The organism is Streptomyces sp. NPDC044704 (genome assembly GCF_056433525.1).
This window is the reverse complement of the sequence record NZ_JBWKGY010000006.1, coordinates 294394-317782: the sequence shown is the minus strand read 5'-3', so window position 1 is coordinate 317782 and position 23389 is coordinate 294394. Positions and strand designations below refer to the sequence as shown.

Here is a 23389-nt window from a genome sequence, read left to right as displayed (position 1 = left end):
GGGCCCGCCGGGGGTGCGGGTGTGCCTGGCCGGCGGCTGGCGAGGTGTGGCGGAGAGCCTGGGGCGGAGGTGGGCGCGGGTCCACGCGGGTCGGCGGGGCGCCGTTCTGCGGACCGGCGGGCCTTGCCGGCGGAGGGGTGGTTGGGTGCGGGGGGCCGTCGGGGTGGGGGCGGGAGGCTGTGGTTAGGCGGAGGGTGGGGTGAGGGTGAGGTGGATCGTGCCGTCGGGGGTGGTGTCGACGTGGACCGAGGTGAGGTCGGCTACGTGGGCCGTCGGGCCGTGGGCGGCGGCGCGGGGGCCGATGCCGATCACGCGCATGCCGGCGGCGAGGCCCGCGGCGATTCCCGCGCCGGAGTCCTCGAAGACGAGGCAGTCGGCCGGGTCCACGCCCAGTTCGGCGGCGCCCTTGAGGAAGCCCTCGGGGTCCGGCTTGCTCGCCGAGACGGACTCGGCGGTGACCCGCACGCGCGGCATCGGCAGTGCGGCCGCCGTCATCCGCGCCGTGGCGAGGGCTGCGTCGGCCGATGTGACCAGGGCGTGCGGCAGGGCGCCGATCGCCGCCATGAACTCCGGGGCGCCCCCGACGGGGACCACGCCGTCCGTGTCGGCGGTCTCCCGGGCGAGCATCACCGCGTTCTCGGCGTGGTTCAGCTCCACCGGGCGGTCGGGCAGCAGGATCGCCATGGTGGCGTAGCCCTGGCGGCCGTGGACCACCTTCAGCGCCTCGTGCGGGTCCAGCCCGTGCGACACCGCCCAGTCGCGCCAGCAGCGTTCGACCACCGCGTCGGAGTTGACGATGGTGCCGTCCATGTCCAGCAGCAGGGCCTTGGCGGTGAGGACGACGGGGGCGGTGGTGGTGCTGGCCGGCATCGGTGGGACTCCAGACGGGGCGGGAGAAAGAGAACAAGTGGTTCCGTCCACCGGTCAGGGATTGAGGACGGAACCACTTTGTTCCCACACGATACAAAACGGGGGGCGGTGCCCGCCACCGCGAGGGACGTGACTTATCCCTCCAAAGCGCGCCGGGTCGCCGGACCGTACACGCCCCACGGGTCCTCGTAGACGCCGTACTCCAACTGGAAGTCCTCGACGGCGCTGCGGACCGAACGGCCGAACTTGCCGTCGAACCTGCCGCGGTACAGACCCTGCTCCGCGAGCAGCCGTTGGAGCTTCTCCACCTCGGCGCCGGAGTCCCCGTGCCGCAGGGTCGGGGCCTGGGCGGGCGGCGGCGGAGGGGGCGGCGGCTTGGGGCTGGCCGAACGGCTGGGGCCGGCGGACGGCGTGGTGGTGGGCGCTGCCGACGAACGTGACGCGCTGGGGGAGGGGGACGCGGACGCGGAGCGGGACGCGCTGGGCGATGCGGAGCGCGAGGCCGACGCGGACGGGCTCGCCGTCGGACCGGTCGCCTCCTCCGAGGGGCCGGACGGGCCGACGGGGGCCACGCTGGCCGCGTACGCCGATGGTTTCGGGTCCTTCAGGGCCGCGTCGCCCGTCCCGGAGCCCGTGAAGCCCAGCGCCACGGCCACCGCACCGGCGGCTACCAGCGCACCTGCTCCGGCCAGGACGGGGACCAGTCGCCGGGACCGCTTGGCGGGACCCCGGTCGACGGCGCCCGCGGTTCGCGGGGGCTGCGGGGGAACGGCGCGCAGCTGCACCGTCTGGTCCGGCCACGCCAGTACCGGTATCCCGTATGCGGGGGTGTTCGGCTCCGCCGGGCCGGCGGGCGGCACCGGCGGAAGCAGGGTCGTCGCGGCTTCATCGGCATGCGGGCCCGGGCCCGCAGCCGGGTCCGGAGCCGCCTCCGGCTGCCCGGACGCGTGCGCCGTGCCCTGCCCGGGCCGCAGTGGCGGGACGGCCCCCTGACCGGCGGCTGGGCCCGGGTTCGCCGCCCGCGGGACCGGTGCCGGGGTGTGCGGGACGTGCGACGGGTCGGCGGGCAGGTCGGCGGGTACCGGCTCCTGACCCGGCTCCTGACCCGGCGCCGGGCGCGGCGGGGTCGGCCCCTGTGCCCGGGGGGCACCCGGCGGGGTCGGGGCCGCCGGGAACGGGGGCCGGTCCGGGGTGTCGGAGGGCTGGGCGACCGCGCCCAGGACCGGCTGCGGCGGCGTCGGGCCCGGCTCCGCCTGCCCCTGGTCCGGCAGGGCCACGTAGGGGCGGATGCGCAGCGGGTTGAACCCCACCCCCGGCGTGCATCTGCACTCGACGCCCGCAGCGCCGCATTCTGGACAGCGCTCAGCGCTCACTGGTACCCCTCCCTGGCCAATGCCTGCGATTATGCAGACCCCTCAGGCCACACCCAACCCGTCCGACAGGCCATAACCGGACAGACCGCTCAGGATGGAGATGTTGATCCGGCCCGAGGAGGAGCCGATGGCTCAGGAAGTGACCACGCCGGCCGTGGACCCCGGTCCCGGCACCGAGCGCCCCTCCCGCGAGGTGCTCGTCTCGATCGGGGCCCTGCTGCTGGGCCTGCTGATCTCCAGCCTCGACCAGACCATCGTCTCCACCGCGCTCCCCACGATCGTCAGCGAACTCGGCGGCATGGACCACCTGTCCTGGGTGGTCACCGCCTACATGCTGGCCTCGACGGCGGCGACGCCGCTGTGGGGCAAGCTCGGTGACCAGTACGGACGCAAGAAGCTCTTCCAGTACGCCATCGTGATCTTCCTGCTGGGATCGGCCCTCTGCGGCCTCGCCCAGGACATGCCGCAGCTCATCGGCTTCCGTGCCCTCCAGGGACTGGGCGGCGGCGGGCTGATGGTCCTGTCCATGGCGATCGTCGGCGACATCGTCCCGCCGCGCGAGCGCGGCAAGTACCAGGGCCTGTTCGGTGCGGTGTTCGGTGCGACCAGCGTGCTCGGGCCGCTGCTGGGCGGTCTGTTCGTGGACCACCTCTCCTGGCGCTGGGTCTTCTACATCAACATCCCCATCGGTCTCGTCGCACTCGTCGTCATCGCCACGGCGCTGCGCATCCCGGCCCGCTCCTCCCGCCACACCATCGACTACCTGGGCACCTTCCTCATCGCCTGCGTCGCCACCTGCCTCGTGCTCGTGGCCTCCCTCGGCGGTACCTGGGGCTGGGGTTCGGCCCGGATCATCGGGCTCGCCGTCCTCGGCGCCGTGCTCCTGGCCGTCTTCGTGGCCGTCGAGCGGCGGGCCGCCGAACCTGTCCTGCCGCTTGGCCTGTTCCGCGTCCGCACCTTCACGCTCTGCTCGGTGATCAGCTTCGTCATCGGCTTCGCGATGTTCGGCGCGATGGTCTACCTGCCGACCTTCCTCCAGGTGGTGCGGGGCGTCTCACCCACCATGTCGGGCGTGCACATGCTGCCGATGGTGCTCGGCCTGCTGATCGCCTCCACCGCATCCGGGCAGATCGTCAGCCGCACGGGACGGTGGAAGGTCTTCCCCATCCTGGGCACCGGCGTCACCGCCGTGGGCCTGCTGCTCCTGCACCAGCTGCACCGCGACAGCTCCGACTGGGAGATGAGCGTCTACTTCTTCGTCTTCGGCGTGGGCCTCGGTCTCGTCATGCAGGTACTCGTCCTCGTCGTACAGAACTCGGTCAGCTACGCCGACCTCGGCGTCGCCACCTCCGGCGCCACCTTCTTCCGTTCCATCGGCGCCTCCTTCGGCGTCGCCATCTTCGGCACGGTCTTCACCAACCGGCTCGGCGACCAGCTCTCCGCCGCCCTGGCCGGCGTCGCGCTGCCACCGGGCGTGGACGTCGCCCAGCTGGAGGCCGATCCGCGGGCCGTCGCCCAACTGCCCGCCGAGGTGCGGACCCGAGTGCTCGACGCCTACTCCAACTCCATCACCGACGTCTTCCTCTACGCGGTGCCCGTGGTGCTGATCGCCTTCGTGATCGCCTGGTTCCTCAAGGAGGACAAGCTCCGCGCGTCCGTCACCGCGCCCGACGTGACGGAAACGCTCGCCTCCAACCCCGTCCAGCGCTCCTCCCACGAGGAGGTCGCCCGCGCGCTGTCCGTGCTGGGCACCCGCGAGGGCCGGCGGCACGTCTACGAGAAGATCACCGAGAAGGCCGGGTACGACCTGCTCCCCGCCGCGAGCTGGCTGCTGCTGCGGATCAACAAGTACGGCTCCGCCGAACCGGCGGTGCTCGCGGAACGCACCATCGTCCCGCTCAGGGCCATCACGGACGCCGCCCGGCAGGTCGAGGAACGGGGGCTCGCCTCCCGCGACGGGATCGCGCTGGTCCTCACGGACCGGGGGCGGGTGGCCGCGCGCCGTCTCTCCGATGCCCGCCAGGAATCCCTGGCCGAGCTGCTCGGCGACTGGTGGGGGCCGGAACGCCCCACCGACCTGGTCAAACTGGTCGAGGAGATCAACCGGGAGCTGTGCGGATCCGACTCCGAGGAGCCGTACGACACGCTGGCGCGGAGAGACCACGCCGCGCACTGAGGGCGGCGGCGGTCAGGCGGAAGGGGCGGCCTGGACCAGGGACTTCTCGAACCAGTGCTCGGCGTAGGGGCCGGAGTTGTAGGCCGGTATTTCCCGGTACCCGTGCCGCGCGTACAGGGCGCGGGCCTCGACGAGGTCGGACCGGGTGTCGAGGCGGACCCGCTCGGCGCCCATGGCCCGGCCCGCCTCCTCCAGCGCGCCGAGCAGGGCCGCCCCGCCGCCGGTGCCGCGGGCGCGCGGGTCGACGTACACCCGGGTGAGCTCGGCGGTGACGGGGTCGATGAGGCGGATGCCGCCGCAGGACATCGGCCGCCCGTCCAGTCGCCCGACCAGGAAACGGCCCGCCGGTGGGGCCAGGTCGTCCGCCGGGAAGTCCAGCATCCCCTGGTCGATCTCGGCCTCGGTGACGGACCGCTTCCAGTAGCGGCCGGCCACCTCGGCGTAGTACGCGCGCCGCAGGGTGGTCGCGTCCGGGGTGGTGTAGGGCTCCGGGACGACGCTCCAGGCGCCGGGGGCGGGGGTCGTGGGGGTGATGGGGGTCGTCGTCGACGTCGTCGAGGTCGTCGAGGTCGTCGGGGTGCTGGTGATGATCGCGTCGGTGTTCATGTCGCCATTGTGGAGCGGGGTCCGCGTCGGCCGCGTGGAATATCCACAGGCACGGGTCGATGATGAGAAAAGGTGAAAATACGACAAATGGAGGGTGTGAGAGGCATGGCGGAGCATCCGGACTGTGCGCTGGTCCGCCGGGGCTACGAGGCCTTCGGCAGGGGCGACATGGAGACGCTGGGCACCCTGATGACGGCTGACGTCATCCACCACGTACCCGGCAGCAGCCCGCTCTCCGGGCACCACAAGGGTCGGGAGGCGGTCCTCGACCTCTACCGGCGGCTCGGCGAGGAAACCCGCGGCACCCTCCGGATCCGCCTGGACAAGGTCCTGGCGGACGGCCGGGGGCACGTGATGGCGTTCCACTTGGCGCAGGGCGACCGCGGCGACCGGGGCATCGAGATCCACGAGGGCCTCTTCTTCACCATCGTCGGCGGGAAGATCACGGACGTCGACCAGTGCACGGAGGACATCGACGAGTCGGACGCGTTCTGGGGGTAGCGGGGCTTCCGGCCACCCGGCCAGCCGCCCGGGTGCCGGGTGCGGTGCCCGCCGGATTCGGCGCCGGCCGGGCAGGGCGCACCCGGGGGCGGGGCTCCTACGGCCCGAGCGGGTCGTAGGAGAAAGGCGATAGCCGTCCCGGAGGCCCGGAGGCCCAGATCACCCCCGAGGGGTGGCCGCGGGGCGGCCGCCCCAGCCGAGCCCCCGGCCGAGCCACCCGACCGCCCCGCCCCCCAACCCTCCGCCGTCAGGCCTGCTTAGGCCCCGTCTGCTGGACCACCTCGAAGGACCAGACCGAAGAGGCGGACGACGCCGGCTTCGGGCGGTCGCCGCCCGCGGGGCCCTGGTGGGCGGCCTTCATCGGGCCCTCCATCCACGCCTGGAAGTCCTCCTCCGAGCGCCACCGGGTGTACACGAGGTACTGGTCGGTGCCCTCGACGGGACGCAGCAGCTCGAACCACTCGAAGCCGTCCGAGCCCTCGACGGTGCCCGCCCGGGAGGCGAAGCGCTTCTCCAGGACCTCCCGCTGCTCGGCCGGCACGGTCAGGGCGTTGATCTTCACGATGCTCATGGACGCCATCCTAGGTATCCCCGCGGGGGATATCGTCGTCCAGGTAGTCAAACGCGGTACGCAGCGCGGCAGCCAGGCGAAGTCGGGGTCGCGGTCGACGGGGCGACAGGTCGGGAGGACGACGGGGCGTGGCTGACGCGGCGGAGCACGGCGGTGCGAACGGACGTGCCGGGGCCATAGGCGGTGGCGGCACCGGGCTGGGCGCGGTGCGCCTGGTCCTGTGGGTGTTGGCCGGGGCACTCGCCGTCAGACAGGCCGCTGCCGTGCTGCGGGTGCCGCCCGGCGAGTGGCTCGGCGGCTTCCACCTCCCCGGCAGCCTGCCCGGTTCGCTCTACGACGCGGGCCAGTTCACCGGTACTCCCTTCGCGGGCCTCGTCCTGAAGCCGCTGACCGGTTTCGCCGCCCCCTCCCTGGAGGTGGCCTGGACCTGCGTGACCCTGCTCTTCGTCGCCGCGATCGGGCTCGTCGCCGCGCGCGGTCTACCCGACCCCGTGCCCCGCCGCACGGCCCTGCTCGCCGCGCCCCTGGCGGTCGCGGTGATGATGGTCTCGCTGCCCGTCCGCGAGGCCGCCTCCCCGGGGCAGACCGCGGTGCTGCCCGTGCTGCTGGTGCTGCTGGCCGTGTTCCGGGTACCCGGCGACCGCCCCGCCGGCTTCCTCCTCGGCCTCGCCGCCGCCCTCCAGCCGCCCCTGCTGGTCTTCGCCGCGCTGCTGTGGCTCACCGGCCGTCGCCCCTCCGCGCAGGCCGCCGCCGTCACCTTCGCCGGCGCCACCGCCCTGTCCTGGGCCTCCCTGCCGCGCGACTCCTGGACGTACTGGGTCGAGCACGTCGCCGGCACCGGCCTCGGCGGAGCCCCGGACGGCCTCGCCAACCAGTCCCTCCACGGCGCGCTGCTGCGCCTCGGCCTCGGCGGCCCCGCCGAGATCGCCCTCTACCTCGCCCTCGCCGCGGCCGTCACCTGGTTCGGCCTGCGCCGCGCGGCCCGCTACGCCCGCGACGGCCAGCTGCTGCTCGCCGTCGCCGTCACGGGCTGCGTGGCCGTCGCCGTCTCCCCGGCCGGCTGGCGCCACCAACTGCTGTGGGTGCTGCTCGCGGTGGCCGGCAAGGTCGGCGAGCGGGCCGCCGACCGGCGCGTGTGGCCGGTCGCCGTCGTCCTCGCCATGACCCTGCCGAGCTCGGTCCTGCTGCCGAACATGACCGCGCTGGCCCCCGTACGGGACAACGTGCCGCTCCTGACGGCCCTCGCCGCCGCCTGCGCCGTGCCGTTCCTGCCGCGTTCCTCGCCGTACTGGCGCGCGCCCGTGCCCACCGTCCACGTGCGTCCCGGGGCGTCCCGCTGGGCGCGGGTACCGCTGCTGCCGTTCTGGCGGCGGGTGATGAACCGGCCCAACCTGCTGCTGGAACTGCTGCTGATACGGGTCGGCTACTCGCTCTACTCGCACATCCGCGCCGCCGCCCCCGCGAGCCGCCCGCTCGCCGAGGGCAACGCCGCCGAGGTCCACGGGATCGAGCGGGCGCTCGGCATCGACATCGAGCACGCCGTGAACCACGCCGTGGTGAACACGCCCTGGCTGGAGGCGTTCTTCAACTTCTACTACACCTCCTTCCACTTCGTGGTCCCGCTGGGCATCCTGGGCGTCCTGTACTGGCGCCGGCCCGGCGACTACCGCTGGGCCCGCGCCTCGCTCGGCCTCGCCACCGTCCTCGCCCTCTTCGGTTTCTGGCTGTACCCGCTCGCGCCGCCGCGCCTGATGCCCGGCCTCGGCTTCATCGACACCGTGCACGGCGTGCAGGACCTGGCGAACCCCTCGTACGGGGCGATGACCGCGATCTCCAACCAGTACGCGGCGATGCCCTCGCTGCACTTCGGCTGGTCACTGTGGTGCGGGATCGTCATCGTGGTCCTCGCGCCGAAGGGCTGGCAGAAGCTGCTGGGCGTGCTGCACCCGCTGATCACGGTGTGCGCGATCGTCGCCACGGCCAACCACTGGGTCCTCGACGCGGTGGGCGGCGCGCTCGTCGTCGCCGCGGGCTTCGCTCTGGTCCACGTCCTGTCCGGGCCGCGGGGCGTGCGGGTGAGCCTGCCCGCGCAGCGCGCGGCCGCCGCCCGGGAAGAGGCCCGCGCCCCCGCGCGTACCTGACCCCCGATCCGGGGGGAGGCGAGAGGGGCGGAGCCTGCGGCCGTCCCGGCCCCGGACGTGCCGGAGGGGCGCCGGGGCGTCACCGCCCCGGCGCCCCTCCGGTGGATCGCCGCGTCCTGTCAGGATCGGGCCCCCCGTGCGATCGCGCCACTCGGGCGGTCACGCCGGGCGGCGGGCGGCAGGGGCCGGGGCGTGGGTGGAACGGCCCCTGCCGCCCGGGAACCGGTGCGGTCGCGCGTGCTCAACCGCGGCTGACCCGGAGTTCCTTGATGCCGTTGAGCCAGGCGGCGCGCAGGCGGCGCGGGTCCTCGCCGGTGAGGCGCAGGTCGGGCAGGACGTCGGCGAGGGCGTTGAAGATCAGGTCGATCTCCATGATGGCCAGGGACTTGCCGAGGCAGAAGTGCGGGCCGCCGCCGCCGAAGCCGAGGTGCGGGTTCGGGTCGCGGGTGACGTCGAAGCGGCCGGGGTCGGTGAAGACCTCGGGGTCGTGGTTGGCGGAGGAGTAGAACATGCCCACCCGGTCGCCCGCCTTGATCTTCTGGCCGCCCAGTTCGGTGTCCTGGGTGGCGGTGCGCTGGAAGGACACCACCGGGGTGGCCCAGCGCACGATCTCCTCGGCCGCGGTGGCCGGCCGGGTCTCCTTGTACAGCTCCCACTGGTCGGGGTGGGTGAGGAAGGCGTGCATGCCGTGGCTGATGGCGTTGCGGGTGGTCTCGTTGCCCGCGACCGCGAGCAGCAGGACGAAGAAGCCGAACTCGTCGGAGCCGAGGTTGCCCTGGCCCTCGGCGGCGACCAGCTGCGTGACGATGTCCTTGGCCGGACACTCCTTGCGTGCGGCGGCCAGGTTCATCGCGTAGCCGATGAGTTCCATGGCCGCGTTCGCGCCGACCTCTTCGGTGATCGCGTACTCGGGGTCGTCGTAGGCGATCATCTTGTTCGACCAGTCGAAGATCCGCGCCCGGTCCTCCTGCGGCACGCCGATCAGTTCGGCGATGGCCTGGAGGGGGAGTTCGCAGGCGACCTGCGTGACGAAGTCGAAGCTGCCGTCGGCCGACGCCGCCAGGGCCTCGTCGGCGATCTTCCGGGCCCGGTCGCGCAGGGCCTGTTCCAGGCCGCGGATGGCACGCGGGGTGAAGCCCCGCTGCACGATCTGGCGTACGCGCGTGTGTTCCGGCGGATCCATGTTCAGCATGATCAGTCGCTGGGCATCAATGGCATCGCGCGGGATGTGCTCGTTGAAGCGGATGATCGCGGTGTTGGTGGTGGAGGAGAAGAGTTCCGGGTGCGTGGAGACGTACTTGACGTCCGCGTGCCGGGTCACGACCCAGTAGCCCTCGTCGTCGAAGCCGGTGATGCCCCGCCGCTGCGGGCACCACCACACGGGCGCGGTCTGCCTCAGCTGGGCGAACTCCGGGAGGGGGACGCGGCTTTGGAGCAGATCGGGGTCGGTGGCGTCGAAGCCTTCGGGCAGCGCGGGACAGGACATCGGGGCAACTCCAAAGTCTGACGGACCATCAGAAGTTGGCTTGAAGGTAGTAACGAGTTCTACAAGTGACAAGGGTCGGAACGCCAACTGTTGCGTGTGGAATCCGTGGAGCCGCGTGCACGACCCTTGCGTGCCGGGGGTCCAGGTCATAAGACTGCGGGGGAGAACTAGAACGCGTACTAGTTCGGGCGGGGCGCCGGGACGGCCCGCCGCGCTGGCGCTGTGCAGGAGAGGACGAGCTCATGGCCGCGGAACCCGTCATCGTCGAAGCCGTACGCACCCCCATCGGGAAACGCGGGGGCGCGCTGGCCAACCTCCATCCCGCCTACCTCCTCGGCGAGACCTACCGCGAACTCCTCGCCCGGACCGGAATCCAGCCCGACTGCGTCGAACAGATCGTCGGCGGCACCGTCACCCACGCCGGCGAACAGTCCATGAACCCCGCCCGCAACGCCTGGCTCGCCATGGGACTCCCGTACGAGACCGCCGCGACCACCGTGGACTGCCAGTGCGGCAGCTCCCAACAGGCCAACCACATGGTCGCCAACATGATCTCCGGCGGGGTCATCGACGTCGGCATCGCCTGCGGCGTCGAGGCCATGAGCCGCGTCCCGCTGGGATCCGGCTCCAAGCACGGCCCGGGCAAGCCCTTCCCCGACGAATGGAACGTCGACCTCCCGAACCAGTTCGAGGCCGCCGAGCGCATAGCCCGCCACCGCGGCCTCACCCGCGAGGACGTCGACGCCCTGGGCGTGCTCTCCCAGGAGCGGGCCGCGGCCGCCTGGGCCGAGGAACGCTTCAAGCGCGAGACCTTCGCCGTCCAGGTCCCCACCACCGAGGCCGAGCAGGCGGCGGGCCAGGGCATGTGGCGCCTGGTCGACCGGGACGAGGGCCTGCGCGACACCAGCATGGAGGGCCTGGCCCGGCTCAAGCCCGTCATGCCGACGGCCGTGCACACCGCCGGGAACTCCTCGCAGATCTCCGACGGAGCCGCCGCCGTCATGTGGGCCTCGCGCAAGATGGCCCGGGCGCTCAAGCTGCGCCCGCGCGCCCGCATCGTCGCCCAGGCGCTGGTCGGGTCCGACCCGCACTTCCACCTCGACGGTCCGATCGACGCCACGCGGGCCGTACTGGGCAAGGCGGGCATGTCGCTCCGGGACATCGACCTCGTCGAGATCAACGAGGCCTTCGCCTCCGTGGTCCTCAGCTGGGCCAAGGTCTTCGACCAGGACCTGGAGAAGGTCAACGTCAACGGGGGCGGCATCGCGCTCGGCCACCCCGTCGGCGCCACCGGAGCCCGCCTCATCACCACCGCGCTGCACGAGCTGGAGCGGCGCGACAAGGAGTTCGCCCTGATCACCATGTGCGCGGGCGGCGCGCTGGCCACGGGAACGATCATCCAGCGCCTCTAGGGACTGTCGGCCGACGCCTGACCGGCGGCCCCGGCCCCCCTCCGTAAGCGGACGGGGGCCGGGGCCGCCGGGCGCCGCGTTCCCGGTGACTGCCCGGCTTCATGTAGCCGACCGGGCCGCTGCCGATCACCTCCTGGGACCCCTCGCGCAGGTGCGGGTGCAGCACGGTGAGCTGAGCGCCGCGCCGCTCGCCGGCACTGGCCCGGCGTCCAGTCGAATGTCCCGAATCCCGGCGCCGCCCCTCCAGTTGGACCCGATCTCGATCAACCCTAGGATGAGCCGTCGAGATCGATCTACGGGGGCCGGGCTGTGTCGACCATGCCGCGAGAAGGCAGCACGGAAACGTCGCCGGGCCGCAGTAGGTGACGGCTGCGGCACCTACTTCCGAGGCGTGGCGCTGCCTCCAGGGCATGTCCTCGGACGCGCTGACCGGGGTGCCGCGCCAGCCTCCCGACGCGTCGGCCTCGGCCGGACCCGACGACGAACTGCGCGGCCACCGGTTTCGCCGCCCTCGTCTTGGCCTTCCACGCCCGCGACCATCACAGCCGGGCGACCTGGCGCCGGTGCTCACGGCCGGGACCGGGGCCAACCCACCGGGCGTGGCACGCTGCCCCTTCCACCCTGGCTCGGAGCTGCCGGCGGCCCTGGCCCGCCCGCCGGCCCGGGAAGTACCCGGCGTACGGTTCGCGCTGCGCCCCGAGTTCGCCGTAACCCCGGAGGCGCCGGCCCGGCGCCGCTCGATCCGGCTCGGCACGATCCCACGCATTTTCGTGAATCCGAATGGATCATCAACCGCCCGGGAGGCGACGTAAATGGATAGGCAGCTGAGTGTCCGGCTGAAGGGGGCCTTCTCCAAGGGAGGGCTTTCGGCGTTCCGCGACCAGGTGGGGCTGGCTCCGCGCGGTCGTGTCAATGACGACTGGGACGAGGAGCTCGGGAGGCTGGAGCTGCGCGCCAAGGAGGAGGGCCGGGTGAAACTGTCGCTGTGGCGCTACGCGGATGACGACTGGCTGGTCTCCCTCGTCTACGCGCGCGACCCGCTGCCCGCCGACGAGGTGGAGGCGCTGCGGCTAAAGATTCTGGACGCGGCGGCCCACGCGGGGCTGACCGTCACGGCCCAGGTCCCCTCCTAGTACCCGGAAGGGCGAGAGCATGGCGAAAGCGGAGTTTTACGTTTCGGCCGACGTCGAGGCCGACGGGCCGGTGCCCGGGCCGTTCTCGATGTCGAGCTTCGGTCTGGCGGTGGCGGGGGTCCGCGACGGGGACGGGTTCCGGGCGGTCGATCCCGCCGAGCGCACCTTCTACGCCGAGCTGAAGCCGATCAGTGACGCCTTCGACCCGGAGGCCCTGGCGGTCAGCGGCCTGGACCGGGGGCTGCTGGCGCGGGAGGGGCGGGATCCGGCCGAAGCGATGAACGGTGCGGCCGCGTGGCTGGCCACCGTGTCGCAAGAGCTGGGCGCCACGCCGGTGTTCGTCGCCTACCCGCTGGGTTACGACTGGATGTGGATGTACTGGTACTTCATGCGGTTCGCGGACGGCGGTTCGCCGTTCGGCCATTCCCGCTGCATGGACCTGAAGTCGTTGTACGCGGCCAAGGCCGACGTGCGGATCGGGGAGGCGACGAAGCGGTCGATGCCGGGTCACCTGCTGTCTTCGCGTCCCCACACGCACAACGCCCTGGACGACGCGATCGAGCAGGGCGAGCTCTTCCAGAACCTGATGCGCTGGGAGGGCCCCGCGTAGCCCGCTGGGGAGCGTCGCGGTCGTGTCCGCATCCGCACATGCAGAACGCCCGGCTGAGGATCCTCGGCCGGGCGTCTGTCGGTGCGCTGCCGCACCGCTGGTGCGGGGGCGCGTGCGGGTGGTGCTGTTGTGGTCTTTGCTGCCACTGGGGTGCCTAGCCGGGTCGGCTTAGTACCAGTGGTGGGTCTGCCAGAAGTTCCAGGCGCCGACGGGGCTGCCGTAGCGGGAGTTCATGTAGTCCAGGCCCCACTTGATCTGGGTGGCCGGGTTGGTCTTCCAGTCGGAACCGGCGGAGGACATCTTCGAGGCCGGCAGGGCCTGGACCAGGCCGTAGGCGCCCGAGGAGGAGTTCGTGGCGGTGTGGTTCCAGCCGCTCTCACGGGACACGATGTTGTTGAACGCCGCGAACTGCGCCGGGTCCTTGATCATCTGCTGGGCGATCGCCTTGGCGCTCGTCGGGGCCGCCTGGGCGGGCACCGTGGCGAGCATCGAGCCGGCGACGCCGAGGGCGACGACGGTGCCCGCGAGGGTCTTCTTCGAGGCGGCGATGCGGCGGATGACGGAGTTCGACACAGGGGAACCTTCCACAGGGGACAAGGGCGGTCGCGGCATGCCTGAGGCATGCGTGATCCCTTCACGCGGTGGAGAGGGGTTCGTCGGCGGCGGGTGAAGCACCCGGGCCGCCGTGCGACTCATCCAGTTCTACCGATGCCCCACCCGCCTGGCAACGAGCCCACTTACTACCCGTCCTCGCAGCCGGGGGTCCACGGCCCCCCGCCGCCCCGGGCGGGATCCGGGCAGGTGGGGGCGGGTCCGAGGGGGCGGGTCAGGGGCCTCCGTGGGCTACTAGCCCGGGTCGTATGTGACGTGGGTCCTATGGGGCGGCTCACCCCCGGGATGCCCGAATCTCACCGAACGTCACTGCTCGTACCCCTTTGAGGGGCCCGGTCAAGTGTCGGAATTGCCCCGGAATCGAAGGAAATGGGTGGGTCGAAGGCTGCCTTCCTCGTGGCCCGCCGCAGCGCCTTCAGCAGCGTGGCGCCCAGGGTGAGGGTCAGTACGACCGTCAGCGCGGCCCGGCCCAGGTCCCAGCCCACCGAGGTCGCCAGGCAGTACGCGACGAAGCGCGCGAGGTTCTCCGGTACGGGATCCCCCGGGTGGAAGGAGATGCCCTGGCCCATGCCCTGCAGGATCACCCAGCCCTGGAGGTTCATGATCGTGCCGTACGCGAACGAGCCGAGGAACCCGTACGCCGCGAGCATCGCCAGCTCGGCCCGTCCCCGGATCCGCGCCGGGCCGGGCAGCAGCCCGGCGCCCAGCGAGAACCAGCCCAGGGCCAGCATCTGGAACGGCATCCACGGCCCGACCCCGCCCGTCAGCAGGGCGGACGCGAACATCGTGACGGAGCCCAGCACGAAGCCGAAGCCGGGACCGAGCACCCGGCCGCTGAGCACCATCAGGAAGAACATGGGCTCCAGCCCGGCCGTCCCGGCCCCCAGCGGTCTGAGCGCCGCCCCGACGGCGGCCAGTACGCCGAGCATGGCGACGGCCTTGGCGTCCATGCCCTGGTCGGCGATGGTCGCGACGACGACGGCCACCAGGAGGGGCAACAGGGCGGCGAAGAGCCAGGGCGCGTCCTGGGAGTGGGCCAGGCCGGACTGGCGGTCCGCGAGCAGGGGCCAGCCGAAGGCGGCGATGCCGATGAGGGTGACGAGGACGAGGGCCGCGGCGGCGCGGGGGCCGACGCGGACGGGCCGGTCGGCGGAGGAGGGGCGGCTCACGGCGTGCGCTCCCCGTCCGGAGCGGTCGCGTCCGGGGGCGCGGTGTCCCGGGGTGCCGCGTCCGGGGGCGCCGTCTCCAGGGGCGTCGCAAGGGCTGCCGCGACCTGGGACACGGTGAGCCAGTGGCCGGGGGCCAGGATCTTCGCCACCTGCGGGGCGAAGGCGGGCGAGGAGACGACGACCTCGGCGGTCGGGCCGTCGGCGACGGTCTCGCCACCCGCCAGGATGACGACCCGGTGGGCCAGGTCGGCGGCGAGCTCGACGTCATGGGTGGCCAGCACGATGGCGTGGCCCCGCCCGGCCAGGGTCCGCAGCAGCCCGATGAGCCGGGCCTTGGCGGCGTAGTCCAGGCCGCGGGTGGGTTCGTCGAGCAGGAGCAGCGCGGGCCGGCCGGTGAGGACCAGGGCCAGGGCGAGGGTCAGGCGCTGGCCCTCGGACAGGTCACGGGGGTGGGTGTCGTCCGGTACGCCGGGCAGCAGGGCGCTCACCAGGCCCCGGCAGGTACCGGGCTCGGCCCCCGCGTCGCCGTCGGCGGCGGCGCACTCGGCGGCGACGGTGTCGGCGTAGAGGAGGTCGCGGGGTTCCTGCGGGACGAGCCCGACCCGGCGCACCATCTCCCCCGGCGGGGTGCGGTGGGGGGCCGCGCCGCCGACGGTGACCGAGCCGGAGGAGGGGGCGAGCGTGCCGACCAGGGCGGCGAGCAGGGTGGACTTGCCGGCGCCGTTGCGGCCCATGAGGGCCACGGTCTCGCCGGGGGCGACGCTCAGGGTGATGTCACGCAGCACCTCCGCGCGGCCGCGCCGGACCCCGAGGCCGGTGACGACCGCGGCGGGCTCGTCCCCAGCCCCGTACGCAGCGGCCCCGTGCGCAGCGGCCCTGTACGCGGAGCCCCCGTCTGCGGCGGCCCCGCTCGAAGGAGCCGCACCCCCGCCCCGCCCGAGCAGCCGCCCGAGCAACCGCCCCCGGCCGGCGCCCCGCGGGGCGGCCGGGCCGGTCTCCCGCGCCGGCCCGCCGGCACCCGGACCGGCGGCGCCGCCCGGCGCCGGACCCGACGGGGCGGCCCCGGCCCCGTTCCCGGCCCCCGGGCCGGCCGGGACCGGGAGGGACGCGAGGCGGGCGTGCAGAGGGGCGGACAGGCGGCGGGCGTCGCGTACGGACAGCGGGAGGGGGGACCAGCCGGCGAGGCGGCCCAGGGAGACCACCGGCGGGTGGACGGGGGAGACGGCCATGATCTCGGCCGGGGTGCCGAGGACGGGGGCCGCGCCCGGGGAGGGCAGGAGCAGCACGCGGTCGGCGTACTGGACCACCCGCTCCAGCCGGTGCTCCGCCATCAGCACGGTCGTCCCCAGGTCGTGGACCAGCCGCTGGAGGACGGCCAGGACCTCCTCCGCCGCGGCCGGGTCCAGCGCGGACGTCGGTTCGTCGAGGACGAGGACCTTCGGGTGCGGGGTCAGTACGGAGCCGATCGCGACCCGCTGCTGCTGCCCGCCGGACAGGGTGGCGAGGGGACGGTCGCGGAGTTCGTTCAGCCCGAGCAGGTCCAGGGTCTCCTCCACCCGGCGGCGCATCACCGCGGGCGGCAGGCCCAGGGACTCCATCCCGTACGCGAGCTCGTCCTCCACCACGTCCGTCACGAAGTGGGCGAGGGGATCCTGCCCGACCGTGCCCACCACGTCCGCGAGTTCGCGCGGCTTGTGGGTGCGCGTGTCGCGGCCCGCGACCGTGACGCGCCCGCCCAGCCGGCCCCCGGTGAAGTGCGGGACCAGCCCCGACACCGCACCGAGCAGCGTCGACTTGCCGACGCCCGACGGACCGACCACGAGCGTCAGCTCGCCCTCCGGGACGACGAAGTCGGCGTCCCGCAGACAGGGCCGCCCGGCACCCTCGTAGGTCACCGACACCTGCTCGAAGCGGATCACCGGGAAGACTCCTTGGACGGTACGGGTGCCACGAAGGCGGGAAGCAGGCCGATCAGGACCGACACGGCCGGCCACAGCGGCAGCGTCGGCCACACCAGCGGCACCACGCCCGGCCGCATGGCCTCCGGATCGACCGACGCCGCGTGGACGATCAGGGCCGCCACCGCCGCCCCCGAACCGGCGACCAGCCAGGCCCGGGCCCCCCACCGGTCGGGCCGGTAACGCGTCCGGATGCTGCGCCGGCCGCCGAGCCGCAGCCCGGCCAGCGCCAGGACGAGGCCGACGCCGAGCACGGGCAGCCCGTACACGGCGCCCTCCGCCGCGAGCAGCCCGTACGTGCCCGCGCACATGCCGAGCAGGCCGCCGAGGGTCAGGACGTTGGTGGTGTGCCGGACGGCCGGCGGGACCTGCGCGGTGCGTCCGTAGCCCCGTGCGTCCATCGACGCGGCGACGGCGACCGACCGCTCCAGCGCACCCTCCAGCACCGGCAGGCCGATCTGGAGGATCGCCTTCACCCCGCCGGTGGGACGGCCCCGCAGCCGGCGGGCGGTCCGCAGCCGGACCACGTCGGCGACCATGTTCGGCGCGAAGGTCATGGCGACGACCACGGCGACACCCGCCTCGTACAGGGCGGCGGGCAGCGACTTCAGCAGCCGCGCCGGATTGGCGAGCGCGTTGGCGGCGCCGACGCAGATGAGCAGGGTGGCCAGCTTGGCGCCGTCGTAGAGGGCGAAGACCAGCTGCTCGGCGGTGACCCGGCCGCCGAAGCGGATGCCCTGCGCCCACGCGGGCAGCGGCACCTCGGGGAGGGTGAAGAGGGTGTGCGACCCGGGGATGGGGGAGCCGAGCAGCATGGAGAAGACCAGGCGCAGACCGATGACGAACAGGCCGAGCTTGACGAAGGCCCCGTAGGAGCGGGCCCACGGCGCGTCCGTACGGCGCGCGGCGACCACGTACCCGGCGACGCCGACGATCATCCCGAGCAGCAGCGGGTTCGTGGTCCGGGAGGCGGCGGTGGCGAGCCCGAGGGCCCACAGCCACCAGGCCCCCGCGTGCAGCGCGTTGCCCCGGCCGGCTTCGGGCGCCTGCCAGGGCCTGCTCCTCTTGTACGCCGCCCCGCGCGGGGAGCCCACCCGCGCCCCGGCACCGGGCCGGGCCGGGGGTGCGCTGTCGGCCGCCGGGCCGTGGGGGGCGGGCGCGTCCGCGCGGCCCGTCATCGCCTGCGGCGGCGGGACTGCCAGACGCCGGCCGCGGCCAGGGCGGCGATCGCCGCGACGCCCGCGACCAGCCCGACGGAGGGGCCGGAGTCCTGCCCGGCGGAAGCCGCCGGCGGCGAGGGCCGCGCGGACGGAGTGCCGGAGGCCGCCGGAGCCGCGGAGCCGTCCCCGGAGTCGGAGATCGGCTCTCCGCAGCCCGTCCGGGGGTAACCGGAGACCCCGCACAGCAGTGCGGCGCCGTTGTAGCGCAGCGGCTTCGCGACCTCCGCCAGCGCCTCCGCGGCCGTGGCGGCCGGGGCCACCTGGGCGCAGGCGGTGCGCGGGCCGTCCTGCGGCGGGCGTTCGCCGCCGGGGGCGTCCTCGGGCAGCCCGAAGTCGATGACCAGGGCCACCCGCTTCTTGCCGGCCGCCGGGGCGGTCGCCGCGCAGACGGCTTCGAAGTCGGCGGCCGCGCGGGGCCGGGCGGACTCGGCCGCCGCGTCCTTGCTCACGGAGAAGCGGAAGCCGAGCACCGTGCCGTCCGCAGGGCGGGCCGTCGACGGGCCCTGGGTGGCGTAGGCCCACTGGCCGCCCGCGCCGTCCCAGAACGACCAGTAGCGGTAGCTCGCCGCCAGGGCCGGGGAGGCGGCGAACAGGGTGAGGACCAGGCCGAGGACACCCAGGACCACGCCGGCGAGCGCCGGCGGACGGCGGCGGCTCACAGCTGGTTCTTCTTGCGGCGGCCGCTCAGCAGGATGCCGATGCCCATGCCGGCCGCGGCGCCCGCGCCGACGATCCACCAGACGTTCTGGCTGCCGGAGCTCTTGTCGTCCTCGCTCTCGACCTTCGTCGCGCCGGTCTCCGCCGCCTGCGGGGCGGGGCCCGTCGCGTTCAGCGCCGACACCAGGTCGGTGCCGCCGAAGGCCTTCGGGTCGGTGCCCGTCGCGTGCGCGGCGAGGATCAGGGTGCCGAGCGCGGCCGGGTTGCCCTTCGACCACTCGGCGGAGTTGTTCTTCAGCCATTCCAGCGCGCCCGCCGCGGACTGCCGGTGCCCGGCCGCGGCCAGGGCGATCACCGCGTCGGCGGTGTTGCCGGTGTCGGCGGTCGGCTGGTCGGCGCCCGGGGTGGAGGGCGTCAGGTGGCCGTCCTTCTTCAGCGCCTCGGCGAGGTAGCCGGCCGCGCCCTGGGTGGCACCCGCCGGGTCGGCGGCACCGGCCGGACAGGCCAGCGCGGCGGCGGCCGTGTCGGTGGAGGCCGGCTCGACGACGATGCCCTTGCCGAGTCCGGCCAGCGCGGCGGCGGCCGTCGCGTCGGCGTTCGCGTCGAGCTTGCCGTCGGTCGGCTGGTGCCCGAAGGCGCCCCGGTCGGCGGCCGGCTCGGTGGCGCAGCCCAGCTGGAAGGAGAGCAGCCCGTCGTAGGCGGACTTGCCGGCCTTGGACTTGACGTCGGCCGGCTTCTCGCCCGCGACGGCGAGCGAGCTGATCACCAGCGCGGTGGAGCTGCCGTCGCTGGGGGAGCCGGGCACGTAGCTCCAGCCGCCGTCCTCGTTCTGGACCGACTTCAGCCAGTCCACGGCCTTCTTGACCGTGGCGTCCTGGCCGCCGAGCGACTTCAGGGCCTGCACGGCCACGGCGGTGGCGTTGGTGTCGAGCGTCGTCGTCGCGTCACAGGCCTTCGCGGTGTCGGCGCGGAACGAGGCGAAGCCGCCGTTCGCGCACTGCTGGCCGACGAGCCAGTCGACGGCCTGCGCGGCGGGCTTCGCGCCCGCCGTCTTCTGCGCGATCAGCGCGATGGACTGGCGCCACACCCCGTCGTACGTCGGGTCGGCCTTGCCGAACAGGCCCGACGGGACGACCGGGGGAGCCGCGGGGGAGGGCGGCGGGGTGTCGGCGAGGGCTGCGGGGGCGGCGCCCACGCAGAGCACGGCGGAGGCGGCGAGCGCGGCGGCGCTGCGGCGGACGTTCATGGGGGGCGGGTGCCTCTCGTGCTGGGGAACGGGAGGCAGGCACGCGCGGGTACCGGGCTCCGGCTCCGTTTACCTCGACGGTGCCGACCGCCGGAGGACCCGGCGGCACGAGCCGCGCACCTCCGGTACGGGGCATTCCGGCTGCCCGCCCGAAGGCGGTCACGGTTGCGGGTCAGCGCCGGAGTCTCACCGGCTTCCCCCCGTACGGAGGTGTGGACGACGGGCCCACTCTACCGGCCCGTAGCAGGCCGACCCGGTGGCACCGCCCGCCCCGGCCCCCGCCCGGCCCGGGTCCGGGCCCCCCTCACAGCGCCCGGTACGTCACCGGGTCCGTGCCCGGCACCGCCTCAGCCCGGCCCTGTTTGACCAGGCGCCGCAGGTGCGCCTCCGCTTCGGAGACGGCGATGTTCCGGGAGCCGTACGGGATCTGCTCCCAGGGGCGGTTCCATTCCATCCGCTCCGCCAGCCCCCACGGGGTCAGCGGTTCGGCGAGCAGCCGCCACAGTCCGGTCAGCCGCTCCTCGTGGTGGTCGAGGAGCTCCCGGACGCGGGCGGGGGCGTCGGTGAAGGCGTGCTGGTGGGCGGGGAGCACCTCGGCGGGCCCCAGCCGGCCGATCCGTTCGAGGGAGTCGAGGTAGTCGCCGAGGGGGTCGGTGACGCGCTCGTCGGAGGGGTCCTCGTAGAGGCCGATGTGCGGGGAGATCCCCGGCAGCAGGTGGTCGCCGGAGAAGAGGCGGCCGTTGCCGGGGAGGTGCGCCGGGTGCTCCTCCTCCAGGTGCAGGCAGACGTGGCCGGGGGTGTGCCCCGGGGTCCAGATCGCCCGCAGCCGGCGCCCGGCCAGGGGCAGCAGCTCGCCGGGGACGATCTCCCGGTCGGGGACCGCGGCCCGCAGCCCGGGCAGGGTCCGCAGGCGGCCGCTCGCGCGGGCGGCGCGCAGCGGGGCGACGTGCTCCTCGGGGGCTCCGGCGGTGGCCAGCTTCTCGCTCATGTAGTCGAACCAGACGCCGGGCTCGGCGGAGCGGGTGCGCACGACGACCTCGGTGTCGGCGGCATGCATGGCGATCCACGCCCCGGAGGCTTCCCGGACCTGCCCGGACAGGCCGTGGTGGTCGGGGTGGTGGTGGGTGATGACCACGCCGTGCACGTCGGCGACGGCGAACCCGAGCGTGCCGAGGCCGTGGGCGAGGGCGTCCCAGGAGGCGGGGTCGTCCCAGCCGGTGTCGACGAGGACGGGACCGCGGTCGGTGTCGAGGACGTGGACGAGGGTGTGCCCGAGCGGGTTGTCGGGGATGGGCACCTTCACGGCCCAGACACCGCCGCCGTGGTCGGTGACCTGGGAGGCGGGGGCGTCCGCGGGGTTGTCGTGCGCGGGGGCGGCTTGTGCGGGGCCGGCGTGTGGCGCGTCGGCGTCCCGGGCGTCGCCGTCCCGTGCCGCGTTTGCGTTGCCGACCCGTGCCGTGTTGCCGTCCGTCGCGCCGTCCGCCGGTGCCGCGTTGTCCTGTGGCATGGGGCTCCCCTGTCCGCTGACGAGAACTTGTTCCAGTAGTAGCCCAAGTCGACCATCATCGGGCCTCGCTGACTAGCCTTCACCGGTCGCTGGATCTTCTCGCCCGTTCCGTCCGGGCCGTGGACTCCTCCAACTAGAACTGGTATCAGTTCTGGAACGCCAAACCCCAGGAGGCCTCAGTCATGACCGAGCTCGTGGAACACGGACAGCTGTTCATCGGCGGGGAATGGACCGATCCGCTGGGCACCGACACCCTGCGCGTCGTCTCCCCCCACACCGAGCAGGTCATCGGCAGCGTCCCGCACGCCTCCCGGGCCGACGTCGACCGGGCCGTCGCCGTCGCCCGCAAGGCCTTCGACGAAGGCCCCTGGCCCCGCATGACACTGGACGAGCGGATCGCCGTCGTCACCCGGATCAAGGACGCCATCGCCGTCCGCCACGAGGAGATCGCCCGCTCGATCAGCTCCCAGAACGGCTCCCCGTACTCCTGGAGCATCCTCGCCCAGGCCCTCGGCCCGATGATGGTCTACGACGCCGCGATCACCGTCGCCCGCGACTACCCGTACGAGGAGCACCGCCAGGGAGTACTCGGGCCGATCCTGGTCCGCCGGGAGCCGGTGGGCGTGGTCGCCGCCGTCATCCCGTGGAACGTCCCGCAGTTCGTGGCCGCGGCCAAGCTCGCGCCGGCGCTGCTCACCGGCTCGACCGTCATCCTCAAGCCCTCCCCCGAAGCCCCCCTCGACTCCTACATCCTGGCCGACATCGCACGGGAGGCCGGGCTGCCCGAGGGCGTCCTGTCGATCCTGCCCGCCGACCGCGAGGTCAGCGAGTACCTCGTCGGCCACCCCGGCATCGACAAGGTCGCCTTCACCGGCTCCGTCGCCGCCGGCCGGCGCGTCATGGAGGTCGCCGCGCGCAACCTGACCCGGGTCACCCTGGAACTCGGCGGCAAGTCCGCCGCCGTGATCCTGCCCGACGCCGACCTGGAGACCACCGTCGCCGGGATCGTCCCGGCCGCCTGGATGAACAACGGCCAGGCCTGCGTCGCCCAGACCCGCGTCCTCGCGCCGCGCGGCCGCTACGACGAGTTCGCCGACGCCCTCGCCGCGGCCGCCGGGGCCCTCGTCGTCGGCGACCCCCTGGACCCGGCGACCCAGCTCGGCCCCCTCGTCGCACAGCGCCAGCAGCAGCGCTCGCTGGACTACATCCGCATCGGCCAGGAGGAGGGCGCGAAGGTCCTCACCGGCGGCGGCCGCCCGGCGGGCCTGGAACGGGGCTGGTACGTCGAGCCCACGCTCTTCGGCGACGTCGACAACTCGATGCGGATCGCCCGCGAGGAGATCTTCGGCCCGGTGGTGTGCCTGATCCCCTACGGCGACGAGGCGGAAGCGGCGCGGATCGCCAACGACTCCGAGTTCGGGCTGAGCGGCAGCGTCTGGACCGCCGACACCGAACACGGCATCGACTTCGGACGCCGCATCCGCACCGGCACCTTCAACGTGAACACCTTCAGCCTCGACATGCTGGGCCCGTTCGGCGGCTACAAGAACAGCGGCGTGGGCCGCGAGTTCGGCCCGGAGGGCCTGAGCGAGTACCTGGAGCACAAGATGATCCACCTCCCGGCGGGCTACGCCCCGGGCGCCTCCGGGGCGGGAGCCTGATGGGAGACCGCTGGCAGGTCGAGGTGGACCGGGGGGTCTGCATCGGCTCGGGCATGTGCGTCAACCACGCCCCGGACGGCTTCGCCCTCGACTCGGCCCGCCAGTCCCACCCCCGGGCCCCGCAGACGGACGCGAACGAACCCACCCTCACGGCAGCCGAAGGCTGCCCGGTGGAAGCCATCCTGATCACGCTGGCCGAAACGGGGGAACCGGTGTTTCCGCCGGAGGAGTGAGGGGGGTGGGGTGGGGGTGGGGTGGGGGGTGGGGTGGCTGGTCGGGGTCGGGGGTGGGGTGGCTGGTCGGGGTCGGGGGTGGGCGGTGCTCCCTTGATGGGGTCGGGTGTGTGTCGGGGGCTGCCCGTCAGTCCACTGTCCTTCCGTTTCGGTCCGGTCCCTCAAGGGCGCTCACTTCGTTCGCGTCGCTTCGCGATGGCCTTCGGCCACCCTTGACCGACCGGCCCGAAACGAAATGCCAAAGACT

Annotated in this window: 20 protein-coding genes; 8 read left to right on the top strand and 12 right to left on the bottom strand. The window is 73.7% G+C overall.

Annotated features, from left to right (window positions below; genetic code table 11):
* Window positions 1-183: 183 nt before the first annotated feature.
* Both AC07B0_RS18200 and AC07B0_RS18195 read right to left on the bottom strand, forming a co-directional pair.
* On the bottom strand, window positions 184-870 hold the full coding sequence (locus AC07B0_RS18200; protein WP_356880431.1) for an HAD-IA family hydrolase: 687 nt from the start codon (window positions 868-870) through the stop codon (window positions 184-186).
* Window positions 871-1004: 134 nt separating this feature from the next.
* On the bottom strand, window positions 1005-2180 hold the full coding sequence (locus tag AC07B0_RS18195; RefSeq protein ID WP_469384657.1) for a peptidoglycan-binding domain-containing protein: 1176 nt from the start codon (window positions 2178-2180) through the stop codon (window positions 1005-1007).
* Window positions 2181-2343: 163 nt separating this feature from the next.
* On the opposite strand from AC07B0_RS18195, the gene AC07B0_RS18190 reads away from it, so the two are divergent.
* Window positions 2344-4419, top strand: a complete 2076-nt coding sequence (locus AC07B0_RS18190; RefSeq protein ID WP_469384664.1) for an MDR family MFS transporter — start codon at window positions 2344-2346, stop codon at window positions 4417-4419.
* 12 nt (window positions 4420-4431) lie between these two features.
* On the opposite strand, the gene AC07B0_RS18185 is transcribed toward AC07B0_RS18190, so the two are convergent.
* Window positions 4432-5025 carry a GNAT family N-acetyltransferase gene (locus AC07B0_RS18185; RefSeq protein WP_478898587.1) on the bottom strand — a complete coding sequence of 198 codons (594 nt, stop codon included), beginning with the start codon at window positions 5023-5025 and terminating at the stop codon, window positions 4432-4434.
* 105 nt (window positions 5026-5130) lie between these two features.
* Between AC07B0_RS18185 and AC07B0_RS18180 the strand changes: the two genes are divergently transcribed.
* Window positions 5131-5526, top strand: coding sequence for a nuclear transport factor 2 family protein (locus AC07B0_RS18180; RefSeq protein WP_467290793.1), 396 nt, complete (start codon window positions 5131-5133; stop codon window positions 5524-5526).
* A 247-nt stretch (window positions 5527-5773) separates the two neighbouring features.
* Here AC07B0_RS18180 and AC07B0_RS18175 read toward each other — a convergent pair whose 3' ends face one another.
* The gene (locus AC07B0_RS18175; protein WP_356880423.1) at window positions 5774-6097 is read right to left on the bottom strand and encodes an antibiotic biosynthesis monooxygenase family protein; all 324 of its coding nucleotides are present in this window, start codon (window positions 6095-6097) and stop codon (window positions 5774-5776) included.
* Between the two features lie 128 nt (window positions 6098-6225).
* Between AC07B0_RS18175 and AC07B0_RS18170 the strand changes: the two genes are divergently transcribed.
* Window positions 6226-8238, top strand: a complete 2013-nt coding sequence (locus AC07B0_RS18170; protein ID WP_478898586.1) for a bifunctional glycosyltransferase 87/phosphatase PAP2 family protein — start codon at window positions 6226-6228, stop codon at window positions 8236-8238.
* A 241-nt stretch (window positions 8239-8479) separates the two neighbouring features.
* On the opposite strand, the gene AC07B0_RS18165 is transcribed toward AC07B0_RS18170, so the two are convergent.
* Window positions 8480-9724 (bottom strand): cytochrome P450, encoded by a 1245-nt coding sequence (locus AC07B0_RS18165; RefSeq protein ID WP_469385003.1) that lies wholly within the window; start codon window positions 9722-9724, stop codon window positions 8480-8482.
* Window positions 9725-9966: 242 nt separating this feature from the next.
* Here AC07B0_RS18165 and AC07B0_RS18160 point away from each other — a divergent pair, with 242 nt between their 5' ends.
* The 3 genes from AC07B0_RS18160 (at window position 9967) to AC07B0_RS18150 (ending at window position 12879) form a co-directional block, all read left to right on the top strand.
* Window positions 9967-11136, top strand: a complete 1170-nt coding sequence (locus tag AC07B0_RS18160) for a steroid 3-ketoacyl-CoA thiolase (protein WP_467290797.1) — start codon at window positions 9967-9969, stop codon at window positions 11134-11136.
* An 812-nt stretch (window positions 11137-11948) separates the two neighbouring features.
* Window positions 11949-12269, top strand: a complete 321-nt coding sequence (locus AC07B0_RS18155) for a hypothetical protein (RefSeq protein ID WP_478898585.1) — start codon at window positions 11949-11951, stop codon at window positions 12267-12269.
* A 19-nt stretch (window positions 12270-12288) separates the two neighbouring features.
* Entirely contained in the window at window positions 12289-12879 is a 591-nt protein-coding gene (locus AC07B0_RS18150) for an exonuclease (RefSeq protein WP_478864669.1), read from the top strand.
* Between the two features lie 168 nt (window positions 12880-13047).
* On the opposite strand, the gene AC07B0_RS18145 is transcribed toward AC07B0_RS18150, so the two are convergent.
* The 7 genes from AC07B0_RS18145 to AC07B0_RS18115 all read right to left on the bottom strand — a co-directional run bounded on the left by AC07B0_RS18145 (window position 13048) and on the right by AC07B0_RS18115 (window position 21248).
* A complete protein-coding gene (locus AC07B0_RS18145) occupies window positions 13048-13452 on the bottom strand; it encodes an aggregation-promoting factor C-terminal-like domain-containing protein (protein ID WP_467290803.1) in 405 nt (134 codons plus the stop codon).
* Window positions 13453-13787: 335 nt separating this feature from the next.
* Entirely contained in the window at window positions 13788-14660 is an 873-nt protein-coding gene (locus AC07B0_RS18140) for an ECF transporter S component (RefSeq protein ID WP_478898584.1), read from the bottom strand.
* Window positions 14657-16579 carry an ABC transporter ATP-binding protein gene (locus tag AC07B0_RS18135; protein ID WP_478898583.1) on the bottom strand — a complete coding sequence of 641 codons (1923 nt, stop codon included), beginning with the start codon at window positions 16577-16579 and terminating at the stop codon, window positions 14657-14659. Before AC07B0_RS18135 ends, AC07B0_RS18140 begins: the two co-directional genes overlap by 4 nt.
* A complete protein-coding gene (locus AC07B0_RS18130; protein WP_478898582.1) occupies window positions 16576-17796 on the bottom strand; it encodes an energy-coupling factor transporter transmembrane component T in 1221 nt (406 codons plus the stop codon). The genes AC07B0_RS18135 and AC07B0_RS18130 overlap by 4 nt, the downstream gene beginning before the upstream one ends.
* Window positions 17793-18497, bottom strand: coding sequence for an SCO2322 family protein (locus AC07B0_RS18125; RefSeq protein WP_478898581.1), 705 nt, complete (start codon window positions 18495-18497; stop codon window positions 17793-17795). Before AC07B0_RS18125 ends, AC07B0_RS18130 begins: the two co-directional genes overlap by 4 nt.
* Entirely contained in the window at window positions 18494-19741 is a 1248-nt protein-coding gene (locus AC07B0_RS18120) for a prenyltransferase/squalene oxidase repeat-containing protein (RefSeq protein ID WP_478898580.1), read from the bottom strand. Before AC07B0_RS18120 ends, AC07B0_RS18125 begins: the two co-directional genes overlap by 4 nt.
* A 304-nt stretch (window positions 19742-20045) precedes the next feature.
* A complete protein-coding gene (locus AC07B0_RS18115) occupies window positions 20046-21248 on the bottom strand; it encodes an MBL fold metallo-hydrolase (protein WP_478898579.1) in 1203 nt (400 codons plus the stop codon).
* A gap of 182 nt (window positions 21249-21430) precedes the next feature.
* Between AC07B0_RS18115 and AC07B0_RS18110 the strand changes: the two genes are divergently transcribed.
* Together AC07B0_RS18110 and AC07B0_RS18105 are read left to right on the top strand one after the other, a co-directional pair.
* Window positions 21431-22909, top strand: a complete 1479-nt coding sequence (locus AC07B0_RS18110; protein ID WP_469384987.1) for an aldehyde dehydrogenase — start codon at window positions 21431-21433, stop codon at window positions 22907-22909.
* The gene (locus AC07B0_RS18105; RefSeq protein WP_356884191.1) at window positions 22909-23142 is read left to right on the top strand and encodes a ferredoxin; all 234 of its coding nucleotides are present in this window, start codon (window positions 22909-22911) and stop codon (window positions 23140-23142) included. Before AC07B0_RS18110 ends, AC07B0_RS18105 begins: the two co-directional genes overlap by 1 nt.
* The last annotated feature ends 247 nt before the right edge of the window (window positions 23143-23389 follow it).